At 66.6% G+C, this 18,378-nt stretch carries 19 protein-coding genes; 14 read left to right on the top strand and 5 right to left on the bottom strand.

Going from position 1 to position 18,378, the window contains the following annotated elements; all coding sequences use genetic code 11:
* Nucleotides 1-66: 66 nt before the first annotated feature.
* Nucleotides 67-966, bottom strand: a complete 900-nt coding sequence (locus QN347_RS04785; protein ID WP_322159667.1) for a Ku protein — start codon at nt 964-966, stop codon at nt 67-69.
* 107 nt (nt 967-1,073) lie between these two features.
* Between QN347_RS04785 and pdxH the strand changes: the two genes are divergently transcribed.
* The 4 genes from pdxH to QN347_RS04765 all read left to right on the top strand — a co-directional run bounded on the left by pdxH (nt 1,074) and on the right by QN347_RS04765 (nt 4,272).
* Nucleotides 1,074-1,652, top strand: coding sequence for a pyridoxamine 5'-phosphate oxidase (pdxH, locus tag QN347_RS04780; protein ID WP_322159668.1), 579 nt, complete (start codon nt 1,074-1,076; stop codon nt 1,650-1,652).
* Entirely contained in the window at nt 1,649-2,593 is a 945-nt protein-coding gene (locus QN347_RS04775) for a cation diffusion facilitator family transporter (RefSeq protein ID WP_322159669.1), read from the top strand. Before pdxH ends, QN347_RS04775 begins: the two co-directional genes overlap by 4 nt.
* A complete protein-coding gene (locus QN347_RS04770) occupies nt 2,590-3,423 on the top strand; it encodes a PhzF family phenazine biosynthesis protein (protein WP_322159670.1) in 834 nt (277 codons plus the stop codon). The genes QN347_RS04775 and QN347_RS04770 overlap by 4 nt, the downstream gene beginning before the upstream one ends.
* A 414-nt stretch (nt 3,424-3,837) precedes the next feature.
* Entirely contained in the window at nt 3,838-4,272 is a 435-nt protein-coding gene (locus QN347_RS04765) for a DUF4826 family protein (RefSeq protein WP_322159672.1), read from the top strand.
* 235 nt (nt 4,273-4,507) lie between these two features.
* On the opposite strand, the gene mnmA is transcribed toward QN347_RS04765, so the two are convergent.
* Complete coding sequence (gene mnmA, locus QN347_RS04760) at nt 4,508-5,614, bottom strand: tRNA 2-thiouridine(34) synthase MnmA (protein WP_322159673.1); 1,107 nt, start codon at nt 5,612-5,614, stop codon at nt 4,508-4,510.
* 124 nt (nt 5,615-5,738) lie between these two features.
* Here mnmA and QN347_RS04755 point away from each other — a divergent pair, with 124 nt between their 5' ends.
* The 3 genes from QN347_RS04755 to QN347_RS04745 all read left to right on the top strand — a co-directional run bounded on the left by QN347_RS04755 (nt 5,739) and on the right by QN347_RS04745 (nt 6,728).
* Nucleotides 5,739-5,975 carry a hypothetical protein gene (locus tag QN347_RS04755; RefSeq protein ID WP_189676839.1) on the top strand — a complete coding sequence of 79 codons (237 nt, stop codon included), beginning with the start codon at nt 5,739-5,741 and terminating at the stop codon, nt 5,973-5,975.
* Between the two features lie 100 nt (nt 5,976-6,075).
* Entirely contained in the window at nt 6,076-6,375 is a 300-nt protein-coding gene (locus tag QN347_RS04750) for a DUF1153 domain-containing protein (protein ID WP_010185929.1), read from the top strand.
* A gap of 101 nt (nt 6,376-6,476) precedes the next feature.
* Nucleotides 6,477-6,728, top strand: a complete 252-nt coding sequence (locus tag QN347_RS04745) for a GlsB/YeaQ/YmgE family stress response membrane protein (protein WP_133191909.1) — start codon at nt 6,477-6,479, stop codon at nt 6,726-6,728.
* 58 nt (nt 6,729-6,786) lie between these two features.
* On the opposite strand, the gene QN347_RS04740 is transcribed toward QN347_RS04745, so the two are convergent.
* Entirely contained in the window at nt 6,787-7,515 is a 729-nt protein-coding gene (locus QN347_RS04740) for an SIMPL domain-containing protein (protein ID WP_322159676.1), read from the bottom strand.
* Nucleotides 7,516-7,890: 375 nt separating this feature from the next.
* Between QN347_RS04740 and QN347_RS04735 the strand changes: the two genes are divergently transcribed.
* The 3 genes from QN347_RS04735 to QN347_RS04725 all read left to right on the top strand — a co-directional run bounded on the left by QN347_RS04735 (nt 7,891) and on the right by QN347_RS04725 (nt 13,699).
* Entirely contained in the window at nt 7,891-9,075 is a 1,185-nt protein-coding gene (locus tag QN347_RS04735; RefSeq protein ID WP_189676956.1) for an efflux RND transporter periplasmic adaptor subunit, read from the top strand.
* 3 nt (nt 9,076-9,078) lie between these two features.
* A complete protein-coding gene (locus QN347_RS04730; RefSeq protein ID WP_322159678.1) occupies nt 9,079-12,237 on the top strand; it encodes an efflux RND transporter permease subunit in 3,159 nt (1,052 codons plus the stop codon).
* A gap of 199 nt (nt 12,238-12,436) precedes the next feature.
* The gene (locus tag QN347_RS04725; RefSeq protein ID WP_206365632.1) at nt 12,437-13,699 is read left to right on the top strand and encodes a DUF445 domain-containing protein; all 1,263 of its coding nucleotides are present in this window, start codon (nt 12,437-12,439) and stop codon (nt 13,697-13,699) included.
* Nucleotides 13,700-13,717: 18 nt separating this feature from the next.
* On the opposite strand, the gene QN347_RS04720 is transcribed toward QN347_RS04725, so the two are convergent.
* Together QN347_RS04720 and QN347_RS04715 are read right to left on the bottom strand one after the other, a co-directional pair.
* Nucleotides 13,718-14,113: a hypothetical protein gene (locus QN347_RS04720; protein ID WP_322159680.1), complete on the bottom strand. Its 396-nt coding sequence runs from the start codon at nt 14,111-14,113 to the stop codon at nt 13,718-13,720.
* Nucleotides 14,110-14,781 (bottom strand): HAD-IB family phosphatase, encoded by a 672-nt coding sequence (locus QN347_RS04715; RefSeq protein WP_322159681.1) that lies wholly within the window; start codon nt 14,779-14,781, stop codon nt 14,110-14,112. The genes QN347_RS04720 and QN347_RS04715 overlap by 4 nt, the downstream gene beginning before the upstream one ends.
* 63 nt (nt 14,782-14,844) lie before the next feature.
* Between QN347_RS04715 and QN347_RS04710 the strand changes: the two genes are divergently transcribed.
* The 4 genes from QN347_RS04710 to QN347_RS04695 are packed head-to-tail and all read left to right on the top strand — an operon-like array spanning nt 14,845 to nt 18,351.
* Nucleotides 14,845-15,942: an ABC transporter permease gene (locus QN347_RS04710; RefSeq protein ID WP_133187303.1), complete on the top strand. Its 1,098-nt coding sequence runs from the start codon at nt 14,845-14,847 to the stop codon at nt 15,940-15,942.
* Entirely contained in the window at nt 15,939-16,775 is an 837-nt protein-coding gene (locus QN347_RS04705) for an ABC transporter ATP-binding protein (RefSeq protein ID WP_322159683.1), read from the top strand. The genes QN347_RS04710 and QN347_RS04705 overlap by 4 nt, the downstream gene beginning before the upstream one ends.
* The gene (locus QN347_RS04700) at nt 16,775-17,746 is read left to right on the top strand and encodes an MlaD family protein (protein ID WP_189676833.1); all 972 of its coding nucleotides are present in this window, start codon (nt 16,775-16,777) and stop codon (nt 17,744-17,746) included. Before QN347_RS04705 ends, QN347_RS04700 begins: the two co-directional genes overlap by 1 nt.
* Complete coding sequence (locus QN347_RS04695; protein WP_322159684.1) at nt 17,743-18,351, top strand: ABC-type transport auxiliary lipoprotein family protein; 609 nt, start codon at nt 17,743-17,745, stop codon at nt 18,349-18,351. The genes QN347_RS04700 and QN347_RS04695 overlap by 4 nt, the downstream gene beginning before the upstream one ends.
* Nucleotides 18,352-18,378: the final 27 nt, after the last annotated feature.

Raw genomic sequence — 18,378 nt, 5'->3', positions numbered from 1 at the left:
CCCCCCCCCCCCCCCCCCCCCCCCCCCCCCGACCCCTCCCGCCAGCGGGAGGGGGGAAGAAGAAGCTCAGGCACGCTTCTTCGCCGCCGCGCTCTTGGCGGGCGCGCTTTTCGCGGGCGCCTTCTTGGCCGGCGCCTTCTTCGCCGCCGCGGGCTTTTCCGCCGTCTTGGCCGGCGCCGCGCTTCCCATCGACTTGCGCAGCGCGGCCATCAGATCGACCACGTTCGCCCCCTTGCTCGGCTTCCCGTCGTCCTTCTCCTCGATGATCTTGCCGCCCTTGGCCTTGCGCTTGCGCTCGACCAGATCCTTCAGCGCATCGACATAGCGATCGTGGAAATCCTGCGGGTGGAACGCGCCCGACTTCTTCTCGATCAACGCTTCGGCGAGATCCAACAGGTCGGCATCGGGCGTCGTATCGGCAATGTCGCGGAAATAGCCCTGTGCCGTGTTGACCTCGTCGGCATAGCGCAGCGTCTCGAGCACCATGCCGCGCCCGCACGGCTTGAGGCTCACGACATATTCGCGCCCGCGCATCGCCAGCTGCCCGAGCCCGACCTTCTTGGTCCGCCGCAGCGCCTCGCGCAGTACGATGAACGCCTCTTCGGCGAGATCATCGGCGGGCACGACGAAATAGGGCTTCTCGTAATAGAGCACGTCGATCTCGCTCGCATCGACGAACTGCGTCAGCTCGAGCGTCTTCTTCGATTCGAGCTTCACCGCATCGATCTCGTCCTGTTCGAGCAGGACATATTCGCCTTTCTCGAACTCAAAGCCCTTCATGATCTCGTCGACGTCGACCGGGCCGACGCCGGTGACGACCTTTTCGTAATGGATCGGCTTGCCGGTCGGTTCGTGGATCTGCTTGAAGCTCACCGCCGCACCCGATTTGGTCGCCGAATAGATCTCGACCGGGATCGAGACCAAGGCGAGCCGGATCTGCCCCTGCCAATATGCGCGTGCGGCCATGCGGTGAAATCCTTCGTTTCGAAGCCGATTCGATAGCGCAACAATCCTTCAACGCGGGAGTCGTTCCGTTTCTCGACAGCACGCCTGCGGAATCGTAAAGGCGTGCCATGGCCGATGACCCCTTCCAGCTGTTCGACACGTGGTACGCCGAGGCGCGCGCGAGCGAGATCAACGATTCCAACGCGATGGCGCTCGCCACCGCCGACGCAGACGGGCGCCCGTCGTCGCGGATGGTGCTGCTTAAGGGGCACGGCCCCGACGGCTTCGTGTTCTACACCAACCGCGGCAGCCGCAAGGCGGGCGAGCTCGACGCCAATGCCCATGTCGCGTTGCTGTTCCACTGGAAATCGCAGCGCCGCCAGATCCGCATCGAGGGCAGCGTGGCCCGCGCGACCGATGCCGAATCGGACGCCTATTTCGCCAGCCGCGGTCGCGATTCGCAGCTCGGCGCCTGGGCTTCGGACCAGTCGCGCCCGCTCGACGATCGCGCGACCTTCGAGGCGCGTTTCGCCGAGATGCAGGCGAAGTTCGAGGGGCAGGACGTTCCGCGCCCGCCCTTCTGGGGCGGCTATCGCGTCACCCCCGCCGTGATCGAATTCTGGCAGGACCGCGCGCATCGGCTGCACGAGCGCCGCGTCTTCACCCGCACCGCGGACGGCTGGACCGAAGGATCGCTCTACCCGTGACCGAGGACCAGCGCCGCGCCATCCCGCATACCGTCCGTGCCGCGCTCGCGAGCGTGGCGATGGCGTGCGGGCTGATCGCGCTGAAAACCTATGCCGCCTGGTCGACGGGTTCGGTCGCGATGCTCGGCAGCCTCGCCGATTCGGGGCTCGACCTGCTCGCGAGCCTGGTCACGCTGTACGGCGTGCGCCTCGCCGCGCAGCCGGCCGATCACGACCACCGCTTCGGCCACGGCAAGGCCGAGGCGCTTGCCGCGCTGTTCCAGGTCATGCTCATAACCGCTTCGGCCGCGGGCATCGCCTGGCGTGCGGTGATGGCGCTCGGCAGTAATGAGGCAACGCAGGGCGCGGAGTTCGGCATCGGCGTGTCGGTGATCGCGATCGTCGCGACGATGGTGCTGCTCGCCTATCAGCGCAGCGTGATCCGCCGCACCGGATCGGTCGCGATCGTCGCCGACAATGTCCATTACCAGTCCGACGTGCTGCTCAACGGTTCGGTGATCGTCGCGCTGGTGCTCGACCAGTATCTCGGCTGGCATCAGGCCGATCCGATCTTCGGCATCATCATCGCGCTGTGGCTTGCGTTCGGGGCGTTCCGCGCGTCGTCGAGCGCGATCGACCAATTGATGGACAAGGAGTGGCCCGAGGACATGCGCCGCGACTTCATCGAGGTCGCCGCGCGCCAGCCGGGCATCAAGGGCATCCACGATTTCCGCACGCGGCATTCGGGTGCGCATGATTTCGCGCAGTTCCACATGGAGGTCGCGCGCGACATCACCGTGGCGGATGCGCATGTCGTGGTCGAAGGCGTCGAGCGCGCGTTGCGCAAGGCGTTCCCCAAGGTCGAACTGCTGATCCATCTCGACCCCGAGGGCCATGTCGACACCGACAATCCCTTGGTCGAAGCCGACGTCACCCCTCACTGGTTCGGGAAACGCGCATGAGACTGCCGATCGTTCAAATCGACGCCTTTGCGAGCGAAGCCTTCACGGGCAATCCGGCCGCGGTGATGCCGCTCGCCGCGTGGCTCGACGATGCCGTGCTGCAGGCGATCGCCGCCGAGAACAATCTCAGCGAAACCGCCTTCATCCTGCCCGATGCGAGCGGCGAGGCCGATTTCGAACTGCGCTGGTTCACCCCGACCAACGAAGTCGTGCTGTGCGGCCACGCCACGCTCGCCAGCGGCCATTTCGTGCTGTCGAGCGATCCCGAACGCGATGCGGTCAGCTTCCGCACGCGCAAGGCCGGCATTCTGACCGTCACGCGCGCCGGCGACAGCTATGAGCTGGCGCTGCCCGCCTGGGCGCCTTCCCCCAAGCCGCTGCCGCATATCGTTGCAGCGCTCGGGCTCGACTCGGCGGTCGAGACGCTGTGGCATCCGCATCGCTATGCGCTGATCGTGCTCGACCATGCCGACCAGATCCGCGCGCTCGATCCCGATTTCCGGCGGCTCGGCCGCCCTTCGGGCGATGACCCGCAGGCGGGTGCGGATGCCGAGGTCGACGTGCTGACGATCGTCACCGCGCCCGGCGACGACACCGACGTGATCAGCCGGGTGTTCGCGCCGGGCGCGGGGATCGACGAGGATCCGGTGACGGGCTCGGCGCATGCGGTCATGACGCCCTATTGGACGGCCCGCCTCGGCCGCGACCGATTCACCGCCTATCAGGCAAGCGCGCGTGGGGGGCATTTGACCTGCCGGCTCGAGGGCGAGCGCGTCGTGCTCGGGGGATCGTGCGTCACCGTGATGGAGGGGACGTTCTTCCTCGGTTGAACGCGGCGACCCGTGCTCTAGCGGGGCATGATCACCGATCCTGCCGCGAGCGCGATGGTGACAGCAGCTGATAATGCCCCCGCTTGCAGAGCAGAGGGCCTGCGATGATACCGCGGTACGACATCGAATATTCGCTCAAGCGCGAGATCGCCGAACGCGCCGCCAGCGCCAGGGCGAGCGACCTCACCGCGCGCGTGGCGCACGCCTAACTCGCCGACCGCTACGCCGATCAGGCGTGGCGCGCGCGAGGCGCGCTGCGAGGCGGGGGATGCGAAATGCTGACGGGGTGGCGGTGGGGCCTTGACCTTCCGCGATATGAGCCGGCGATTTGGCGCCGCTTCCGTGTGTTTCATGGCGACCAATTGCGGACGTTACCAAATTGCTGAGGTTCGGCTTGCAAGATAGCGTGCTCGCATGATCGACGATCCACACGAAGACGCGGATGAGCAGTGGTGCGCCAAGCAGCGTGAGCAGGTGATTGCCTACTTGTCCGACGAAGGTTTCATCACGCCGACCGTGGCGGATTGGCCAGCGTGGCACGTCATACCGGTCGTGTCCGTCTGGGCTGTTGAGAGCATCAAGCACCCCGGAGCCGTTGGCTGGTGGGCCGTTTCCGGCGACTTTCCATCCGATTACATAACTTGTTCAGAAGACTCGAACCCGCGCTCGGCGCTTCGCGACATTGGTGAGCGTTGGCGGCAGGCCGCCGCGCGCTGGGTTGGCGCGAAGCCTGCGGAAGGCTTCCAGCTCCGAAACGCTGCGCACGAGCATGAACTGGCACCGTTGCTTGCAACGCGTGCGCAACTGTTTCTCGACTTAGCGGCCGACGATCGTAATTGGGAAAAATAACCGCCCGCCGGCTCCCTATCAAATTTAGACATTGTCTCGTCCGTCGCCTCGGCGGAGGCCGGGGCCTCTGGATGGCCTGACCGGCGGCGGGACACCAGAGGGGAGGCCCCGGCCTTCGCCGGGGCGACGGTTATACGTTAGCGCCGCTTCCCACCAACAGGCGACGTCGGCGGCGCTGACTCCGCCCTAGGCCCGCGCTTCACTATCGGCCCGCGTCCCGACGCAGCAAACCCGTTCACGCCGCCACCAGCGCGCTCTCGGTTTCCTCGATCCAGCCGCCGCCGAGCACGCGGTCGCCGGCATAGAGCACCGTCGCCTGCCCCGGCGCGACGCCGTATTCGGGCGCGTCGAACACCACGCGCTCGCCATCGAAATGCGCCGCCACCGGCTTGGCGAGCGAGCGCACCTTCGCGGTCATCGGCCCACGATACGCACCCGCCAGCCAGTTGACCCCGCTCAGCCGCGCCGCGCGCACGCCGAGCGCGGCCTTGGGCCCGACCACGACGCGCTTTGCCGCGGCATCGAGCCGGATGACGTAGAGCGGTTCGGGCGTCCCGCCGATCTCGAGCCCGCGGCGCTGGCCGACGGTGAAGTGGATCAGCCCGCGATGCTTGCCGAGCACGCGGCCGGTCTCATCGACGATCTCGCCGCTGGTGTCGGCATCGGGGCGCAGTTTCTTGACGAGCGAAGCGTAATCGCCGTCGGGCACGAAGCAGATGTCCTGGCTGTCGGGCTTTCCCGCGACGCCGAGGCCAAGCTCGGCCGCCAGTTCGCGCACGCGCGGCTTGGGCATCGCCCCCAATGGGAAGCGCAGGTAATCGAGCTGTGCTTGCGTCGTCGCGAACAGGAAATAACTCTGGTCGCGCGCCGGATCGGCGGCGCGGTGCAGCTCGGCACCCCCCGCCCCTTCGACTCGGCGGACATAATGCCCGGTCGCGAGGCAATCCGCGCCGAGATCGCGCGCGGCGGCGAGCAGGTCAGTGAATTTCGGCCCCATATTGCACTGGATGCACGGGATCGGCGTGCGTCCGGCGAGGTAATCGTCGGCGAAGCGGTCGATCACCTGGTCGCGGAAGCGCGATTCGTGGTCGAAGACATAATGCGCGATGCCGAGTCGGTCGCACACGCTCCGCGCATCGCGAATGTCGCGCCCGGCGCAGCACGAGCCCGCGCGCCCGACGGCTTCGCCGTGATCGTAGAGCTGGAGCGTGATGCCGATCGTCTCGGCCCCGGTCCGCGCCGCGAGCGCTGCCACGACCGAACTGTCGACCCCGCCCGACATCGCGACGACGATACGCTTGCCCGCCAGATCGGCGCCCAGCTGAAATTCACCAGTATCCATGCCCCGCCAGATAGGCGTTCGCCCGCCGCGATGCAAAAGTATCGAAAAGATCTTCGGCAGCTTTACCTGCCCTTTAGGACCTTGCCCGTACAGCATCCCTTCGAACCGCAATCGGATGTGCCGCGTGGACCTGAACTTTACCCGATTTGAAGCCGACGCCACCGTCGTGGCGCTCCCGCCCGACCTGGCCGTGCTGATGGTCGGGGTCGCGGCGCGCCAGGCGGCAAGCCCGACGGCGATGATGCAGGCGCAACTTCCGCCCGTGCACAGCATGCCCGATTGGTTTGCCCCCGCGCACGGCTGCTTCAACCTGGCCGTTGCACGGCTGATCGCAACCCCCCTCTGCGGGGCACGAGAATGAAGATGTTGTTTACCGAGCCGCTTTAGCCGGCGTTCAAGTCCGCCGGCTACAAGCCGTTACTGAGATGACGGGGTCCCCCGCCCCACACGAGGTTTCAACGATGATCGAAAACCAGAAGATCCGCCCAGCCAAGGTGATCGGACCGCTTGGAGAGCCACTGACGCTCGAATCGCTTCCGCCGCCGGAGACGACGCGCTGGGTCGTGCGCCGCAAGGCCGAGGTCGTCGCAGCCGTGAATGGCGGCCTGCTGACGGTCGACGAAGTGTGCGAACGCTATGGCCTGACGGTCGAGGAATTCGCCGGCTGGCAGCGCGCGATCGATCGCTCGGGCATGCCCGGTTTACGCGTTACGCGGATCCAGCATTACAAGTCGCTGTACGAGCGCCAGCAAAAATATTGAGGTGATCGCATCCGGCTCGAACCGGGCCCGGAACAAAATTCGCGGGTCGTGAGTCTTACCCCCGTATCCCGGATGCACCCGGGCAAATGGAGGGTAAGATGATCGGTCTCATTGTTTGGCTTGTAGTCGGTGGCGTCTGTGGTTGGCTTGCCAGCATGGTGATGCGGACCGATGGTCAGCAGGGCGTCATCCTGAATATCGTTGTCGGCATCATTGGTTCGGTCATTGCATCGTTCCTGTTCGGCGCCGGGATCAACCAGGTCGTTACCATCACGACCTTCCTGTATTCGTTGATCGGCGCGATCATCCTGCTCGCGATCGTCAACCTGATCCGTCGCGGTACTGTCCGCTAAACCTAGCGACAGACTGCGAGAAAGGGCCGTCGGGAGCAATCCCGGCGGCCCTTTTGCTTTATTTCAGCAGGAAGCGCACCGCGAGCGTGACCGATACGGCGGTCTCGCCGGCGCTGATCGCGGTCGAATCCGCGGCCTTGGCGCGCGCCATGAACACCATCGGCGGCGGCGAACCGCCATCGTTGGCACCGCCTTCGGTGATCGACACGATCCGCACGACGCTCATCCCCGCTGCCTTGGCGTAGAGTTGCGCGCGCGCCGTCGCGATCTTGACCGCCGAGATGCGCGCTTCGTCGAGCGCGGCGTCGGGCTGGTCGAGCGACAAGCTCGGGCCGTCGATCTGGTTGGCGCCCTGGGCGACCAGCGTGTCGAGGATCGTCCCCGACTTCGCGACATCACGGAAACGGATCGCGACGCTGTTCGACGCTTGATACCCCGTCACGACGGGCGCCTGGCCGTCGGCATAGCGATATTGCGGGCTGAGCGAGACGTTGGCGGTGCGGATGTCGCGCGGCGCCACGCCCGCCTGTTTGAGCGCTGCGAGCACGCGTGCCATGCGGCTGGCATTCTCGGCGAGCGCTGCGGCGGCGGTCTGCCCCTGCGTCATCACGCCCGCGCGGATCGTCGCGATATCGGGCACGCGCGTCGTGCGTCCCTCGGCCGAAATGTCGAGCAGCGTGCCGTCGGCGAGCACGCTCGGCACGGTCGCGGTCTGCGCCGACGCGGTGCCGGCAGTCCCGGCGGCGACGAGCAGGGCAGGCGCAAGAAGAAGGAAGGTCGAACGCATATCATACTCCCGGTGTTCGGGGCCGGTCGGCCCGTTCCCCAAGCCTTGCCAGCTTTTGCGGCAATGAGCGATGAACGACCCAAGCCTTTTTGCGGAGCGCGCCATTCCGTAACGGCACGCGGCACATCGCACCGCCCCACATTCGTATCATGGCAATGCCGCGCTGCGAAACGAAGTTGCCACGATGACCGGTGATCCTGTTGCGAAATGGTTGCGAACCCGGGCGAATCGCGCCATTGCGCATGCGAACAGAGCGGCCCTCTTGAGGTCGGTGATATATTTCGATAATACAGTGACGAAGAGGCGTGCCGGCAAGGGTCGGTGGTCCGGGCCGAAGCCCACGGGGCGGGCCAAAAGGTCGGGGATGTGACACAGATGCAGTATGAGACGCGGACGATCGGTACCGAAGACGTTATCGCGCTGCCCGGCGAGGGTGCGCCGCGCGGGCGGCGTTGGGGTCTGATCGCGGGCATCGTCGTCGCCGTGGTTGCGATCGCGATCTTCGCCTATTCGTTCTTCGGCCACAAAGCGCCGCCGGCGAAGACGACCGAACAGCTTCCGCTCGTCTCGGTCGTCGTGCCCGGTCGTTCGAGCGTCGCGCGGACGATCACTGCGACGGGCTCGCTCGCGGCGCGGCGGGAAATGCCGATCGGCGTTTCGGGCGAAGGCGGCATCGTCACGCGCGTGCTGGTCGAACCCGGCCAGTGGGTCGAAAAGGGGCAGGTGCTCGCGCAGGTCGATCGCTCGGTCCAGACGCAGACCGCTGCCTCGCTGTCCGCGCAGATCAAGGTGTCGCAGGCCGATGCGACGCTCGCGCAGTCCGAACTCGACCGCGCCAAGCAACTCGTCTCGCGCGGGTTCATCTCGCGTGCCGACATCGAAACCAAGACCGCGACGCGCGACGCCGCGTTTGCGCGAGTCAAGGTTGCGCAGGCGCAGCTCGCGCAGCAGCAAGCGAGCAACGGCCGGCTCGACGTCCGCGCGCCCGCGCGCGGCCTCGTGCTGACACGCAGCGTCGAGGCGGGCCAGGTGGTCAGCGCAGGCTCGGGCGTGCTGTTCCGCATGGCCGAGGGCGGCCAGCTCGAACTGCGCGCGCAAGTCAGCGAGAACGATCTGCGCGGGCTCCACGTCGGATCGCAGGCGCGCGTGACGCCAGTCGGCGGGAGCACGGTGTTCGCCGGCCAGGTGTGGCAGGTCTCCCCGGTGATCGATCCGACGACTCGCCAGGGCGTTGCACGCATCGCGCTCAGCTATGATCCGGCGCTGCGTCCGGGCGGCTTCGCCTCGGCGGCGATCGTCGCGGGCACGACCAATGTTCCCGAACTTCCCAACGCCGCGATCCAGAGCGACGACAAGGGAAATTACGTGTATATCGTCGGCGCGGACGACAAGCTCGTCCGGCGCTCGATCAAGGTCGGTGAAGTGTCCGACAGCGGTGTGGCGATCAGCGACGGCTTGAACGGCACCGAGAAGGTGGTGCAGTCGGCCGGTGCGTTCCTCAACGCCGGGCAGAAGGTAAAACCGACGCTGGTGACGGCGGACGCAGCGAATAAGAGGTAGTCGATGAACTTCCGGAATATCTCGGCCTGGTCGATCCGCAACCCGGTCCCGTCGATCGTCTTGTTCTTCATGCTGACGATCGCCGGGATCGTCAGCTTCATGCGGCTCGACGTCAACAACCAGCCCGATATCGATTTTCCGGTCGTCATCGTCGAAATTTCGCAGCCGGGCGCCGCGCCGACCGAGCTCGAAACGCAAGTCACGCAACGCGTCGAAGCCGCCGTCCGCTCGCTCCAGGGAATCGACGAGATCGATTCGACCGTGACCGAGGGCAGCTCGCAGACGATCGTCCAGCTCAACATCGGCACGCCGATCGACCGTGCGGTCGAGGACGTGCGCTCGGCCATTTCGCAGATCCGCAGCAATCTGCCCGACGGCATCCTCGAGCCGCAGATCATGCGCGCCAATACGACGGGCCAGGATCTCGCGAGCTACGCCGCGATCACCACCGACATGACGGTCGAGCAGCTCAGCTGGTACATCGACAATGACGTCGCCAAGGAATTGCTGTCGGTCCCCGGCCTCGCCACGGTCAGCCGCAACGGCGGCGTCGATCGCGAGATCCGCGTGATCCTCGATCCGCTCAAGCTGTCGGCGCAAGGCCTGACTGCGAGCGCGGTCAACCAGCAGCTGCGCCAGGTCAACCTCAACGCCGCGGGTGGCCGCGCGCAGCTTGCCGGTTCGGAGCAATCGGTTCGCGTGCTCGGCAACGCGCAAACCGCCTATGCGCTCGGCCAAGTGCAGATCGCCACCGGCACCGGCCGCACGATCAAGGTCGCCGATCTCGGCCGCGTCGAGGATCTCTATGCCGAGCAGCGCTCGGCCTCCGAGCTCAACGGCCGCCAGGTGCTGAGCTTCGATTTCCAGCGCGCCAAGGGCTATTCCGACGTCACCGTCTTCCACGAGGCCGAGAGGAAGCTCGCCGCGCTCGAGGCGCGCAACCCCAAGGTGCATTTCAAACGCATCTCGGACAGCGTGAAATACACCAAGGCGCAATATGACGCCGCGATGGAGGCGATGGTCGAGGGCGCGTTCCTCGCCGTCGTGATCGTCTTCATCTTCCTGCGCGACTGGCGCTCGACGATCATCTCGGCGCTCGCGATCCCGCTCTCGGCGATCCCGACCTTCTGGGTGATGGAGCTGCTCGGCTTCACGCTCAACAACATGACGCTGATGGCGCTGAGCCTCGTCGCGGGCGTGCTGGTCGACGATGCGATCGTCGAGATCGAGAATATCGTGCGGCACATGCGGATGGGCAAATCCGCCTATCAGGCGTCGATCGACGCCGCCGACGAGATCGGCCTCGCCGTGCTCGCGACGACGATGGCGATCGTCGCGGTGTTCCTGCCCGTCGGGCTGATGCCGGGCATTTCGGGCCAGTTCTTCATGAACTTCGGCCTGACGGTGGTCGCCTCGGTGCTGATGAGCCTGGCCGTCGCGCGCCTCATCACCCCGATGCTCGCGGCCTATTTCCTCAAGGCGCACGGCCAGGCGTCGCACGGCGAAGGCTGGTTGATGGATCGCTACATGGCGATCCTGAAATGGACGCTGCTCCATCGCTGGTCGGCGGTGGTCGGCGGGGCGACGGCGTTTGCCGCGACGATCCTGCTGTTCATGAGCATCCCCTCGACCTTCCAGCCGCTGCGCGATTCGGATTCGAGCGTGGCGCAGATCGACATGGTGCCGGGCACGACGCTTGCCGAAACGCAGGCCGTGGTGCGCCGCGTCGCCGACTTCCTGCAAAAGCAGCCGAGCGTCGAATCGGTCTATTCGCGCGCCTTTGTCGGCAATGGTCGCGTCACCGCGATCTTCAAGCCCAAGGCCGAGCGCACGATGAAGAGCTATGAGTTCGAGCGCGCGCTCGCGCCCGAGCTCCAGACGATTCCCGATGCGCGCGTCTCGTTCCGCTCGTCGAGCGGCTGGGGCGGCGGTGGCCGTGCGCTGACCGTCACGCTCGGCGGCGACGATCCCAAATTGCTCGCCGAGACCGGCGCGAAGATCGTCGAGGCGATGTCGACGCTGCCCGATCTCGTCGCGCCGCGGATCTCGGGCGATCTCAAGCGCCCCGAACTCGTCATCACGCCGCGCATGGACCTGGCGGCGACGATGGGCGTGACGACGGCGGCGTTGTCGAACGCGATCCGGCTCGCGACGCTCGGCGACATCGACCAGAACAGCGCGAAATTCTCGCTGTCGGACCGCCAGATCCCGATCCGCGTCGCGCTCGACCAGGATTCGCGCCAGCGCCTGTCGACGATCCAGAACCTGCCGGTTGCGACCGCGAGCGGCGGTTCGGTCCCGCTCAACGTCGTCGCCGATATCGGCTTCGGCGCGGGGCCGACCAAGATCGAACGCGTCGCGCAGCAGCGCCAGCTGACGGTCGGTGCCGATCTTTCGCCCGGCGTCGTCAGCGGCACCGCGCAAAAGGAGATCCACGCGCTGCCGATCATGAAGAACCTGCCGCTCGGCGTGAAGGAACTCACGCTTGGCGAATCGAAATGGCAGGTCGAGCTGATCCAGAACTTCATCATCGCGCTGGTCGCGGGCGTCTTCCTGCTCTTTGCGGTGCTCGTGCTGCTCTACCGCCGTTTGCTGCCGCCGTTCGTCAACGTGATCTCGCTTGCGGTCGCGCCGCTCGGCGGGTTGATCGGGCTGGCGGTGACGGGCACGCCGATCTCGATGCCGGTCTATATCGGCCTGATCATGCTGCTCGGCATCGTCGCCAAGAACTCGATCCTGCTGATCGACTTCGCGCTCGAGGAGATGAACAAGGGCGTCGACAAGGTCACCGCGATCATCGACGCCGGGCACAAGCGCGCGCAACCGATCGTGATGACGACGGTCGCGATGGTCGCGGGCATGATGCCGACCGCGCTCGCGCTGACCGGCGACGGATCGTCGCGCGTGCCGATGGGGATCACCGTGATCGGCGGTCTGACGATGTCGACCGTGCTGACGCTGCTCATTACGCCGGCGCTGTTCAGCCTCGCGGTCGGGGTCGAGGCGCGCGTCGGGCCGTATCTGCGGCGCAACCTGCTGACCTATCGCCCCGGCGACGATCTCGGCCCGCTGATCGAGAACCGCCCGCCGACCGGCCCCACCCTCCCCGGCGCCCCGCCGCGGATCGTCTATTCGGGCGAGGGTCCGCATCCGGCGGAGTGATGGGCGCGCCATTCCCCTCCCCTTCAGGGGAGGGGTTAGGGGTGGGGAAGTGCGAGGCGGCCGATCATCCGCCCTCCTCTGATTCCGCCGGCCGAGTCGCGGCACGGCCCCACCCCAACCCCTCCGCTGAGGGGGAGGGGCTAAATGCCCACCAACCTTTCTCCTTGAACTATCGCGCCGCTCGGGGATTGGTCGCGGCATGAGACGTACCCGCCCCCCTCGCGCTTCCGAAGCCCCGCCCGCCGGCCTCGTCCGGATGCGCTGGATCGCCGGAGGGTTGCTGGTCGTGATGGCCATCACCTTCCTCGTCACGCGTGCCTATGCGCCGACCTATCCCGCGCTCGGCTTCGTGCGTTCGTTTGCCGAGGCGGCGATGGTCGGCGGGCTTGCCGACTGGTTCGCGGTGACCGCGCTGTTCCGCCATCCGCTCGGCCTGCCGATCCCGCACACCGCGATCATCCCGCGCAACAAGGATCGCATCGGCACGACGCTCGCCGCCTTTTTGCGCGACAATTTCCTCATCCCGGGCGTCGTCGCGCGGCGGATGCGGCGTGTCGATGTCGCGGGTGCGGCGGGGCGCTGGCTCGCCAATCCGCCCGGTGGCGACGGTCGCATCCGGCGCGGCGCGGCGGGGCTCGCGACGCACATGCTCGAAGCGTTCGACCAGCAGCGGCTCGGCGGGATGGTCAAGGCCGGGATCGGCGCGCGGCTACGCGCGCTCGATGTCTCCCCGCTGCTCGGCCAGGCGCTGACCGCGGCGATGGCGGAGGACCGGCATTTGCCGCTGCTCGACGGGATCGTGAAGTGGGGCGCACGCCTGCTCGCCGCGAACGAGCAAGTGATCCGCCAGATGGTGTCGGATCGCGCGGGCACGGTGATGCGCTGGACCGGGCTCGACGAGACGCTCGCCACCAAGATCATCGACGGGCTCAACGGGCTGCTCACGGGCATTGCGGAGGATCCCGACCATCCCTTGCGCGCCAAGGCCGAGGAAGCGCTCGCGACGCTCGCGCACGATCTCGTCCACGATCCCGAGATGCGCGCACGCGTCGCCGCGGTGAAGGGCGAGATCATCGACAATCCGGCGATGCAGCGCTGGCTCGACGGGCTGTGGGAACAAGCGCGCGGTGGGATGCTGCGGATCGCGCGCAACCCAGACAAGCTGCTCGCCGGCCCGGTCGGCGACGCTTTGCGCCAATTGGGCGGCACGTTGCAGACCGATCCTAAGCTGCGCCGCACGATCAACCGCTTCGTGCGGCGCACCGTCGTCGGCATGGCGGCGGATTATGGCGACGCGATCGTCCGGCTGGTGTCGGAAACGATCCAGGGCTGGGATGCCGGCACGATCACGCGGCGGCTCGAAAACGCCGTCGGCCGCGACCTGCAATATATTCGCGTCAACGGCACGCTCGTCGGCGGGCTGGTCGGGCTGGTGATCCACGCGGTCGACGTGACGCTGTGAGCGCGCGCCGCGCGGCGCTCACTGATAGCGCAGCCGGTTTTCGAAGCCGCTATTCGCCTTGGTCATCTTGATCAGCTTGCGGAGATAGGAGCGGACCTCGCGTTCGAAACGGCGGTCGTCATGCGCGCCGGCGTGGCGATACTCGTCCTGATCGAGCAGCGCCTTGAGCCGATCGGCGAACTTCGCTTGATCGTCGGTCGCGCCGTGCACCATCGCGGCGCGACAGACGAACTCCTCGGCGGCGGCCTTGTCGAAATCGCCCTCGGCGGAACGCCCCTGCCGATCGGCAGAGGCCTGCTCGCTGCGCGCGGCGGCAAAGCGGCTCTCAAGCCATTTGCGGACGATCTCGCCGTCCCACGCGCTCTGCTCGGTCATCGACTTTCCCTGTGCTGCGGCATCGGTCGCGGGCTTCACTTCGGCCAATCCTCGACTCGCCAGCCGCGCGACCACGCCATCGCGCGCAATTGCGTGTGCGGATTGACCGCGATCGCGACGTCGGCCCATTCGAGCGACGGCTCGTCGGAGACATGGTCCGAATAGAAGCGCACCACGGCATCGCCGCGCGCAATCCCCTGCCCCGCCATCCACGCCTCGATCATCGCGAGCTTGGCGCGGCCATAGCAATTCTCGCCCGCGATCTGCGCGCGAATCAAGCCGTTCTCGCGCACCACGCCCGTCGCGATCACCGCCTCGAAACCGAGCCGCTCGGCGATCGCCTCGGCATAGAAACCATAGGACGCGGTTGCCATCACGATGCGGTTCCCCGCCGCGCGGTCCTCGGCGATCTGCGTGATCGCGCCCGAATAGATGCCCGACTCGACGATGCGGTCGGCAAACCGCGCCGCGGCGCGCGCGACCGTCGCCTCGGGGATCGCCCGCCCGAGCAGCAGCGCGTGCGTGATTTCCTTCAATCGGGCGCGCGACAACAGCCCGAACACATACCCGAGCGTCGCCCCCGCCGCGACCGGCAGCAAGGCCAGCCGCCACGGTGCTTCAACCGCGGCGGTCCGCACGAGGAACGATGTCCAGGTCGGCGCGTAGGTAATCGTCTTGTCCATATCGTAGACGGCAAAGTGATGCATTTACGCGCCATACGCCGCAGGAGCCTTGCCGATCCAGCCCGATTGCAGCAGAGAAGGCGCCAGATGACCGAAATGGCCGCCTTCTCCAACGATACCGACGTCGTTCGCTTCACCGGTAGCCTTTCTTTGGCGAATATCGGTGACTTGCCCGAGCGCCTGCGCGCTTTCGACGGCACGGTGTCGAGCGTCGATCTCAGTGAAATCGAGCGAATCGATACCGTTGGGGCGTGGCTCGTCCACCGTTTTGCCGCCGAGCACGACGCCGAAATCACCGGCCTCGATGCCGATGGCGAACATTTGCTCGCGCAGGTCGCCGCGGCCGATCAGCCCGTTGCGATGCGCCCCGCCACTGCGGGCTCGTTCACGCGGATGGTCGGCGAGATCGGCGATGCCGTCGTGACGACCGGGCACACGCTGTACGGGTTGCTCGGGTTCCTGGGCGCGACGCTGATCGCCTTCTGGCACGTCGTGACGCATCCCAAGCGCTTCCGCTTCAACGCTGTCGTCCAGCGCTTCGAAGTCGTCGGCGTCAACGCGCTCGCGATCGTCGGGCTGATGAGCTTCCTGATCGGGATCGTCATTGCGCAGCAGGGCGCGGTGCAGCTGCAGCAGTTCGGCGCCGAATTCCTGACGATCAATCTGGTCGGGCGAATCACGCTGCGCGAGCTCGGCGTGCTGATGACCGCGATCATGGTCGCCGGTCGTTCGGGATCGGCGTTCGCCGCGCAGATCGGCACGATGAAGCTGACCGAGGAAGTCGATGCGATGCGCACGATCGGCGTCTCGCCGATGGAAGCGCTGGTCCTGCCGCGCGTGCTCGCGACCGTCATCATGATGCCGCTGCTCGGCATGTACGCGTCGATCGTGACGATCATCGGCGGCGGTCTGCTGTGCTGGATCACGCTCGGCATTCCGCCGGTCACCTTCATCCAGCGGTTGCGCGAAGTCGTGCCGATCACTGACCTCTATGTCGGGCTGGTCAAGGCGCCGGTGTTCGGGCTGATCATCGCGGTCGCGGGCTGCTTCCAGGGGATGCTGGTCGAGAGCGACGCCGAACAGGTCGGCACGCGGACCACCGCCGCCGTCGTCCAGGCGATCTTCCTTGTGATCGTGATCGATGCGTTCTTCGCGGTCTTCTTCACTTCGATCGGCTGGATATGACGCAGACCGAACGCGACGGCAAAAAGCAGGCCGACGACGTCATCGTCGTGCGCGGCCTCAAGAACGGCTTTGGCGAGCAGATCGTCCATGACGGGCTCGATCTGAGCGTCCGGCGCGGCGAGATTTTCGGCGTGGTCGGCGGGTCGGGCACCGGCAAATCGGTGCTGATGCGTTCGATCATCGGGCTGCAGACCCCGATGGCGGGCGAAATCGAGGTGTTCGGCGAATCGACGATCGAGCGCGAGGAAACCGAGCTCACCAACCTGACCAAGCGCTGGGGCGTGCTGTTCCAGGGCGGTGCGCTGTTCTCGACGCTGACCGTTGCCGAGAACGTCCAGGTGCCGCTGCGCGAATTCTATCCCGGGCTCGATCCGGCGCTGCTCGATGAAATCGCCGCCTATAAGGTCGTGATGACGGGCCTGCCCGCCGATGCCGGCCCCAAATTCCCGGCCGAACTGTCGGGCGGGATGCGCAAGCGCGCCGGGCTCGCCCGCGCGCTGGCGATGGACCCCGAACTGCTGTTCCTCGACGAGCCGACCGCGGGGCTCGATCCGATCGGCGCGGCGGCGTTCGACGAATTGATCGCTTCGCTGCAGAAGACGCTCGGGCTGACGGTGTTCCTGATCACGCACGATCTCGACACTTTGTACGCGATTTGCGACCGCGTCGCGGTGCTTGCCGACAAGAAGGTGATCGCGGTCGGGACGATCGACGAGTTGCTCGCACTGGACCATCCGTGGATCCAGGAATATTTCAAGGGACCGCGTGGTCGCGCCGCGACCGCGACGATCCAGCATAACAAAGACGTGGCGAAAGCTGAGGGCACAAGCTGATGGAAACCCGCTCGAACCATGTGCTGGTCGGCAGCGTCGTGCTGATCCTGCTCGCCGTCATGCTGCTGTTCCTCGTCTGGATCGCGCGCTGGGGCACCGCGACCGACAAGGAATATGACATCTTCTTCAAGCAGTCGGTCGACGGCCTGGCGAAGGGGTCGGCGGTCGCCTTCTCGGGCGTGCCGTCGGGGCAGGTTAAGGAGATCACGCTGTGGAAGCCCGATCCCCAGCTCGTCCGCGTGCGCATCAGCGTCAATCCCGACGTGCCGATCCTCGTCGGCACCACCGCCACGCTGCAGGGCAGCTTCACCGGCACGAGCACGGTGCAGCTCGACGGCGCGATCAAGGGTGCGCCGGCGATCGCCTGCCCGGTCGAGAACCCGCTGAGCGATTGCCCCAACGGGGTGCCCACGATTCCGACCAAGCCCGGTGGCCTCGGCGCGTTGCTGAGCTCGGCGCCGCAGCTGCTCGAGCGGATCTCGACGCTGACCGAGCGGCTGTCGGACATGCTCTCGGACAAGAACCAGCAGTCGATCGCGGGTATCCTCGCCAACACCAACAAGCTGACCGCGGCGCTCGCCGATCGCGGGCCCGAAATCGCCGCGACGCTCGCCGAGACGCGCACCGCGATCCAGAAGGCCGGTGCCGCCGCCGATCAGTTTGCAGTGCTCGCGCAGACCACCAATGGGATGCTCAAGGAGGATATCCATCCGATCATGGGCAACCTCAACAAGACGATCGCGTCGGCGCAGCACAGCATGGAAACGCTCGACGCCGCGATCGGCGATGCGCGGCCGGGACTGCAGGCGTTCTCGAAGCAGACGATCCCCGAGGTCGGCCAGCTCGTCCACGATCTGCGCCAGATGTCGCAGGCGCTGACCTCGGTTGCCGAGAAGCTCGACCGCGGCGGCGCGACCTCGCTGATCGGCCAGCCGAAATTGCCTGATTACAAGCCCGGAAAGGGACAGTGACCATGATCCGCTCCAAGACGCTGCTGGCGCTCCTCGTCGCCGTCCCGCTCGCTGCGCCACTCGCTGGCTGCATCAGCTTCGGCGCGAAGCCCCCGCCCTCGCTGCTGTCGCTGACCTCGGCAGTGAGCGTTCCCGCCGGGCAGACGCAATCCTCGGCGACCTCGCCGACGATCACGATCCTCGTGCCCGGCGCTTCGCAGGCGATTGCCGGCACGCGCGTGCCCGTCCAGGCGAGCGAGACGTCGATCGCCTATGTCACCAACGCGCAGTGGGTCGAGCCGCCAAACCGCATGTTCGTGCGGCTCCTGATCGATACCGTTCCGGCGCGGACCGGGCGGATCGTGCTCAGCAGCGCACAGTCCTTTTCCGACCCCGGCGCAGTCCTCTCGGGCGAATTGCGCAATTTCGGCGTCGATGCCGCGACCAACCAGGCCGTCGTGACCTTTGACGGGTCGCTGATCCGCACGAGCGGCAAGGTCGTCGAGAAGCGCCGCTTCGAAGCGCGCGTGCCGGTGACGGCGATCGCTGCGGCCCCCGTTGGCCAGGCGCTCAACACCGCGGCCAATCAAGTCGCCGCCGAGATCGCCGACTGGGTGGGCAAGTAACGCGTGCGGCGATCGCTGGCGTAAACC

The organism is Sphingomonas sp. 10B4 (genome assembly GCF_035019905.1).
Taxonomy (GTDB): Bacteria; Pseudomonadota; Alphaproteobacteria; order Sphingomonadales; family Sphingomonadaceae; genus Sphingomonas; species Sphingomonas glacialis.
Note: the sequence above shows the minus strand (reverse complement) of the source record. Positions and strands in the feature narration are given on the sequence as shown.

What these genes read in the sequence shown, in the direction of transcription:
- QN347_RS04705 (WP_322159683.1), top strand. Translation starts at nt 15,939, where the DNA reads ATGACGCAGACCGAACGCGACGGCAAAAAGCAGGCCGACGACGTCATC.
- QN347_RS04770 (WP_322159670.1), top strand. Translation starts at nt 2,590, where the DNA reads ATGAGACTGCCGATCGTTCAAATCGACGCCTTTGCGAGCGAAGCCTTC.
- QN347_RS04765 (WP_322159672.1), top strand. Translation starts at nt 3,838, where the DNA reads ATGATCGACGATCCACACGAAGACGCGGATGAGCAGTGGTGCGCCAAG.
- pdxH (WP_322159668.1), top strand. Translation starts at nt 1,074, where the DNA reads ATGGCCGATGACCCCTTCCAGCTGTTCGACACGTGGTACGCCGAGGCG.
- QN347_RS04730 (WP_322159678.1), top strand. Translation starts at nt 9,079, where the DNA reads ATGAACTTCCGGAATATCTCGGCCTGGTCGATCCGCAACCCGGTCCCG.
- mnmA (WP_322159673.1), bottom strand. Translation starts at nt 5,614, where the DNA reads ATGGATACTGGTGAATTTCAGCTGGGCGCCGATCTGGCGGGCAAGCGT.
- QN347_RS04740 (WP_322159676.1), bottom strand. Translation starts at nt 7,515, where the DNA reads ATGCGTTCGACCTTCCTTCTTCTTGCGCCTGCCCTGCTCGTCGCCGCC.
- QN347_RS04700 (WP_189676833.1), top strand. Translation starts at nt 16,775, where the DNA reads ATGGAAACCCGCTCGAACCATGTGCTGGTCGGCAGCGTCGTGCTGATC.
- QN347_RS04725 (WP_206365632.1), top strand. Translation starts at nt 12,437, where the DNA reads ATGAGACGTACCCGCCCCCCTCGCGCTTCCGAAGCCCCGCCCGCCGGC.
- QN347_RS04715 (WP_322159681.1), bottom strand. Translation starts at nt 14,781, where the DNA reads ATGCATCACTTTGCCGTCTACGATATGGACAAGACGATTACCTACGCG.
- QN347_RS04735 (WP_189676956.1), top strand. Translation starts at nt 7,891, where the DNA reads ATGCAGTATGAGACGCGGACGATCGGTACCGAAGACGTTATCGCGCTG.
- QN347_RS04785 (WP_322159667.1), bottom strand. Translation starts at nt 966, where the DNA reads ATGGCCGCACGCGCATATTGGCAGGGGCAGATCCGGCTCGCCTTGGTC.
- QN347_RS04750 (WP_010185929.1), top strand. Translation starts at nt 6,076, where the DNA reads ATGATCGAAAACCAGAAGATCCGCCCAGCCAAGGTGATCGGACCGCTT.
- QN347_RS04710 (WP_133187303.1), top strand. Translation starts at nt 14,845, where the DNA reads ATGACCGAAATGGCCGCCTTCTCCAACGATACCGACGTCGTTCGCTTC.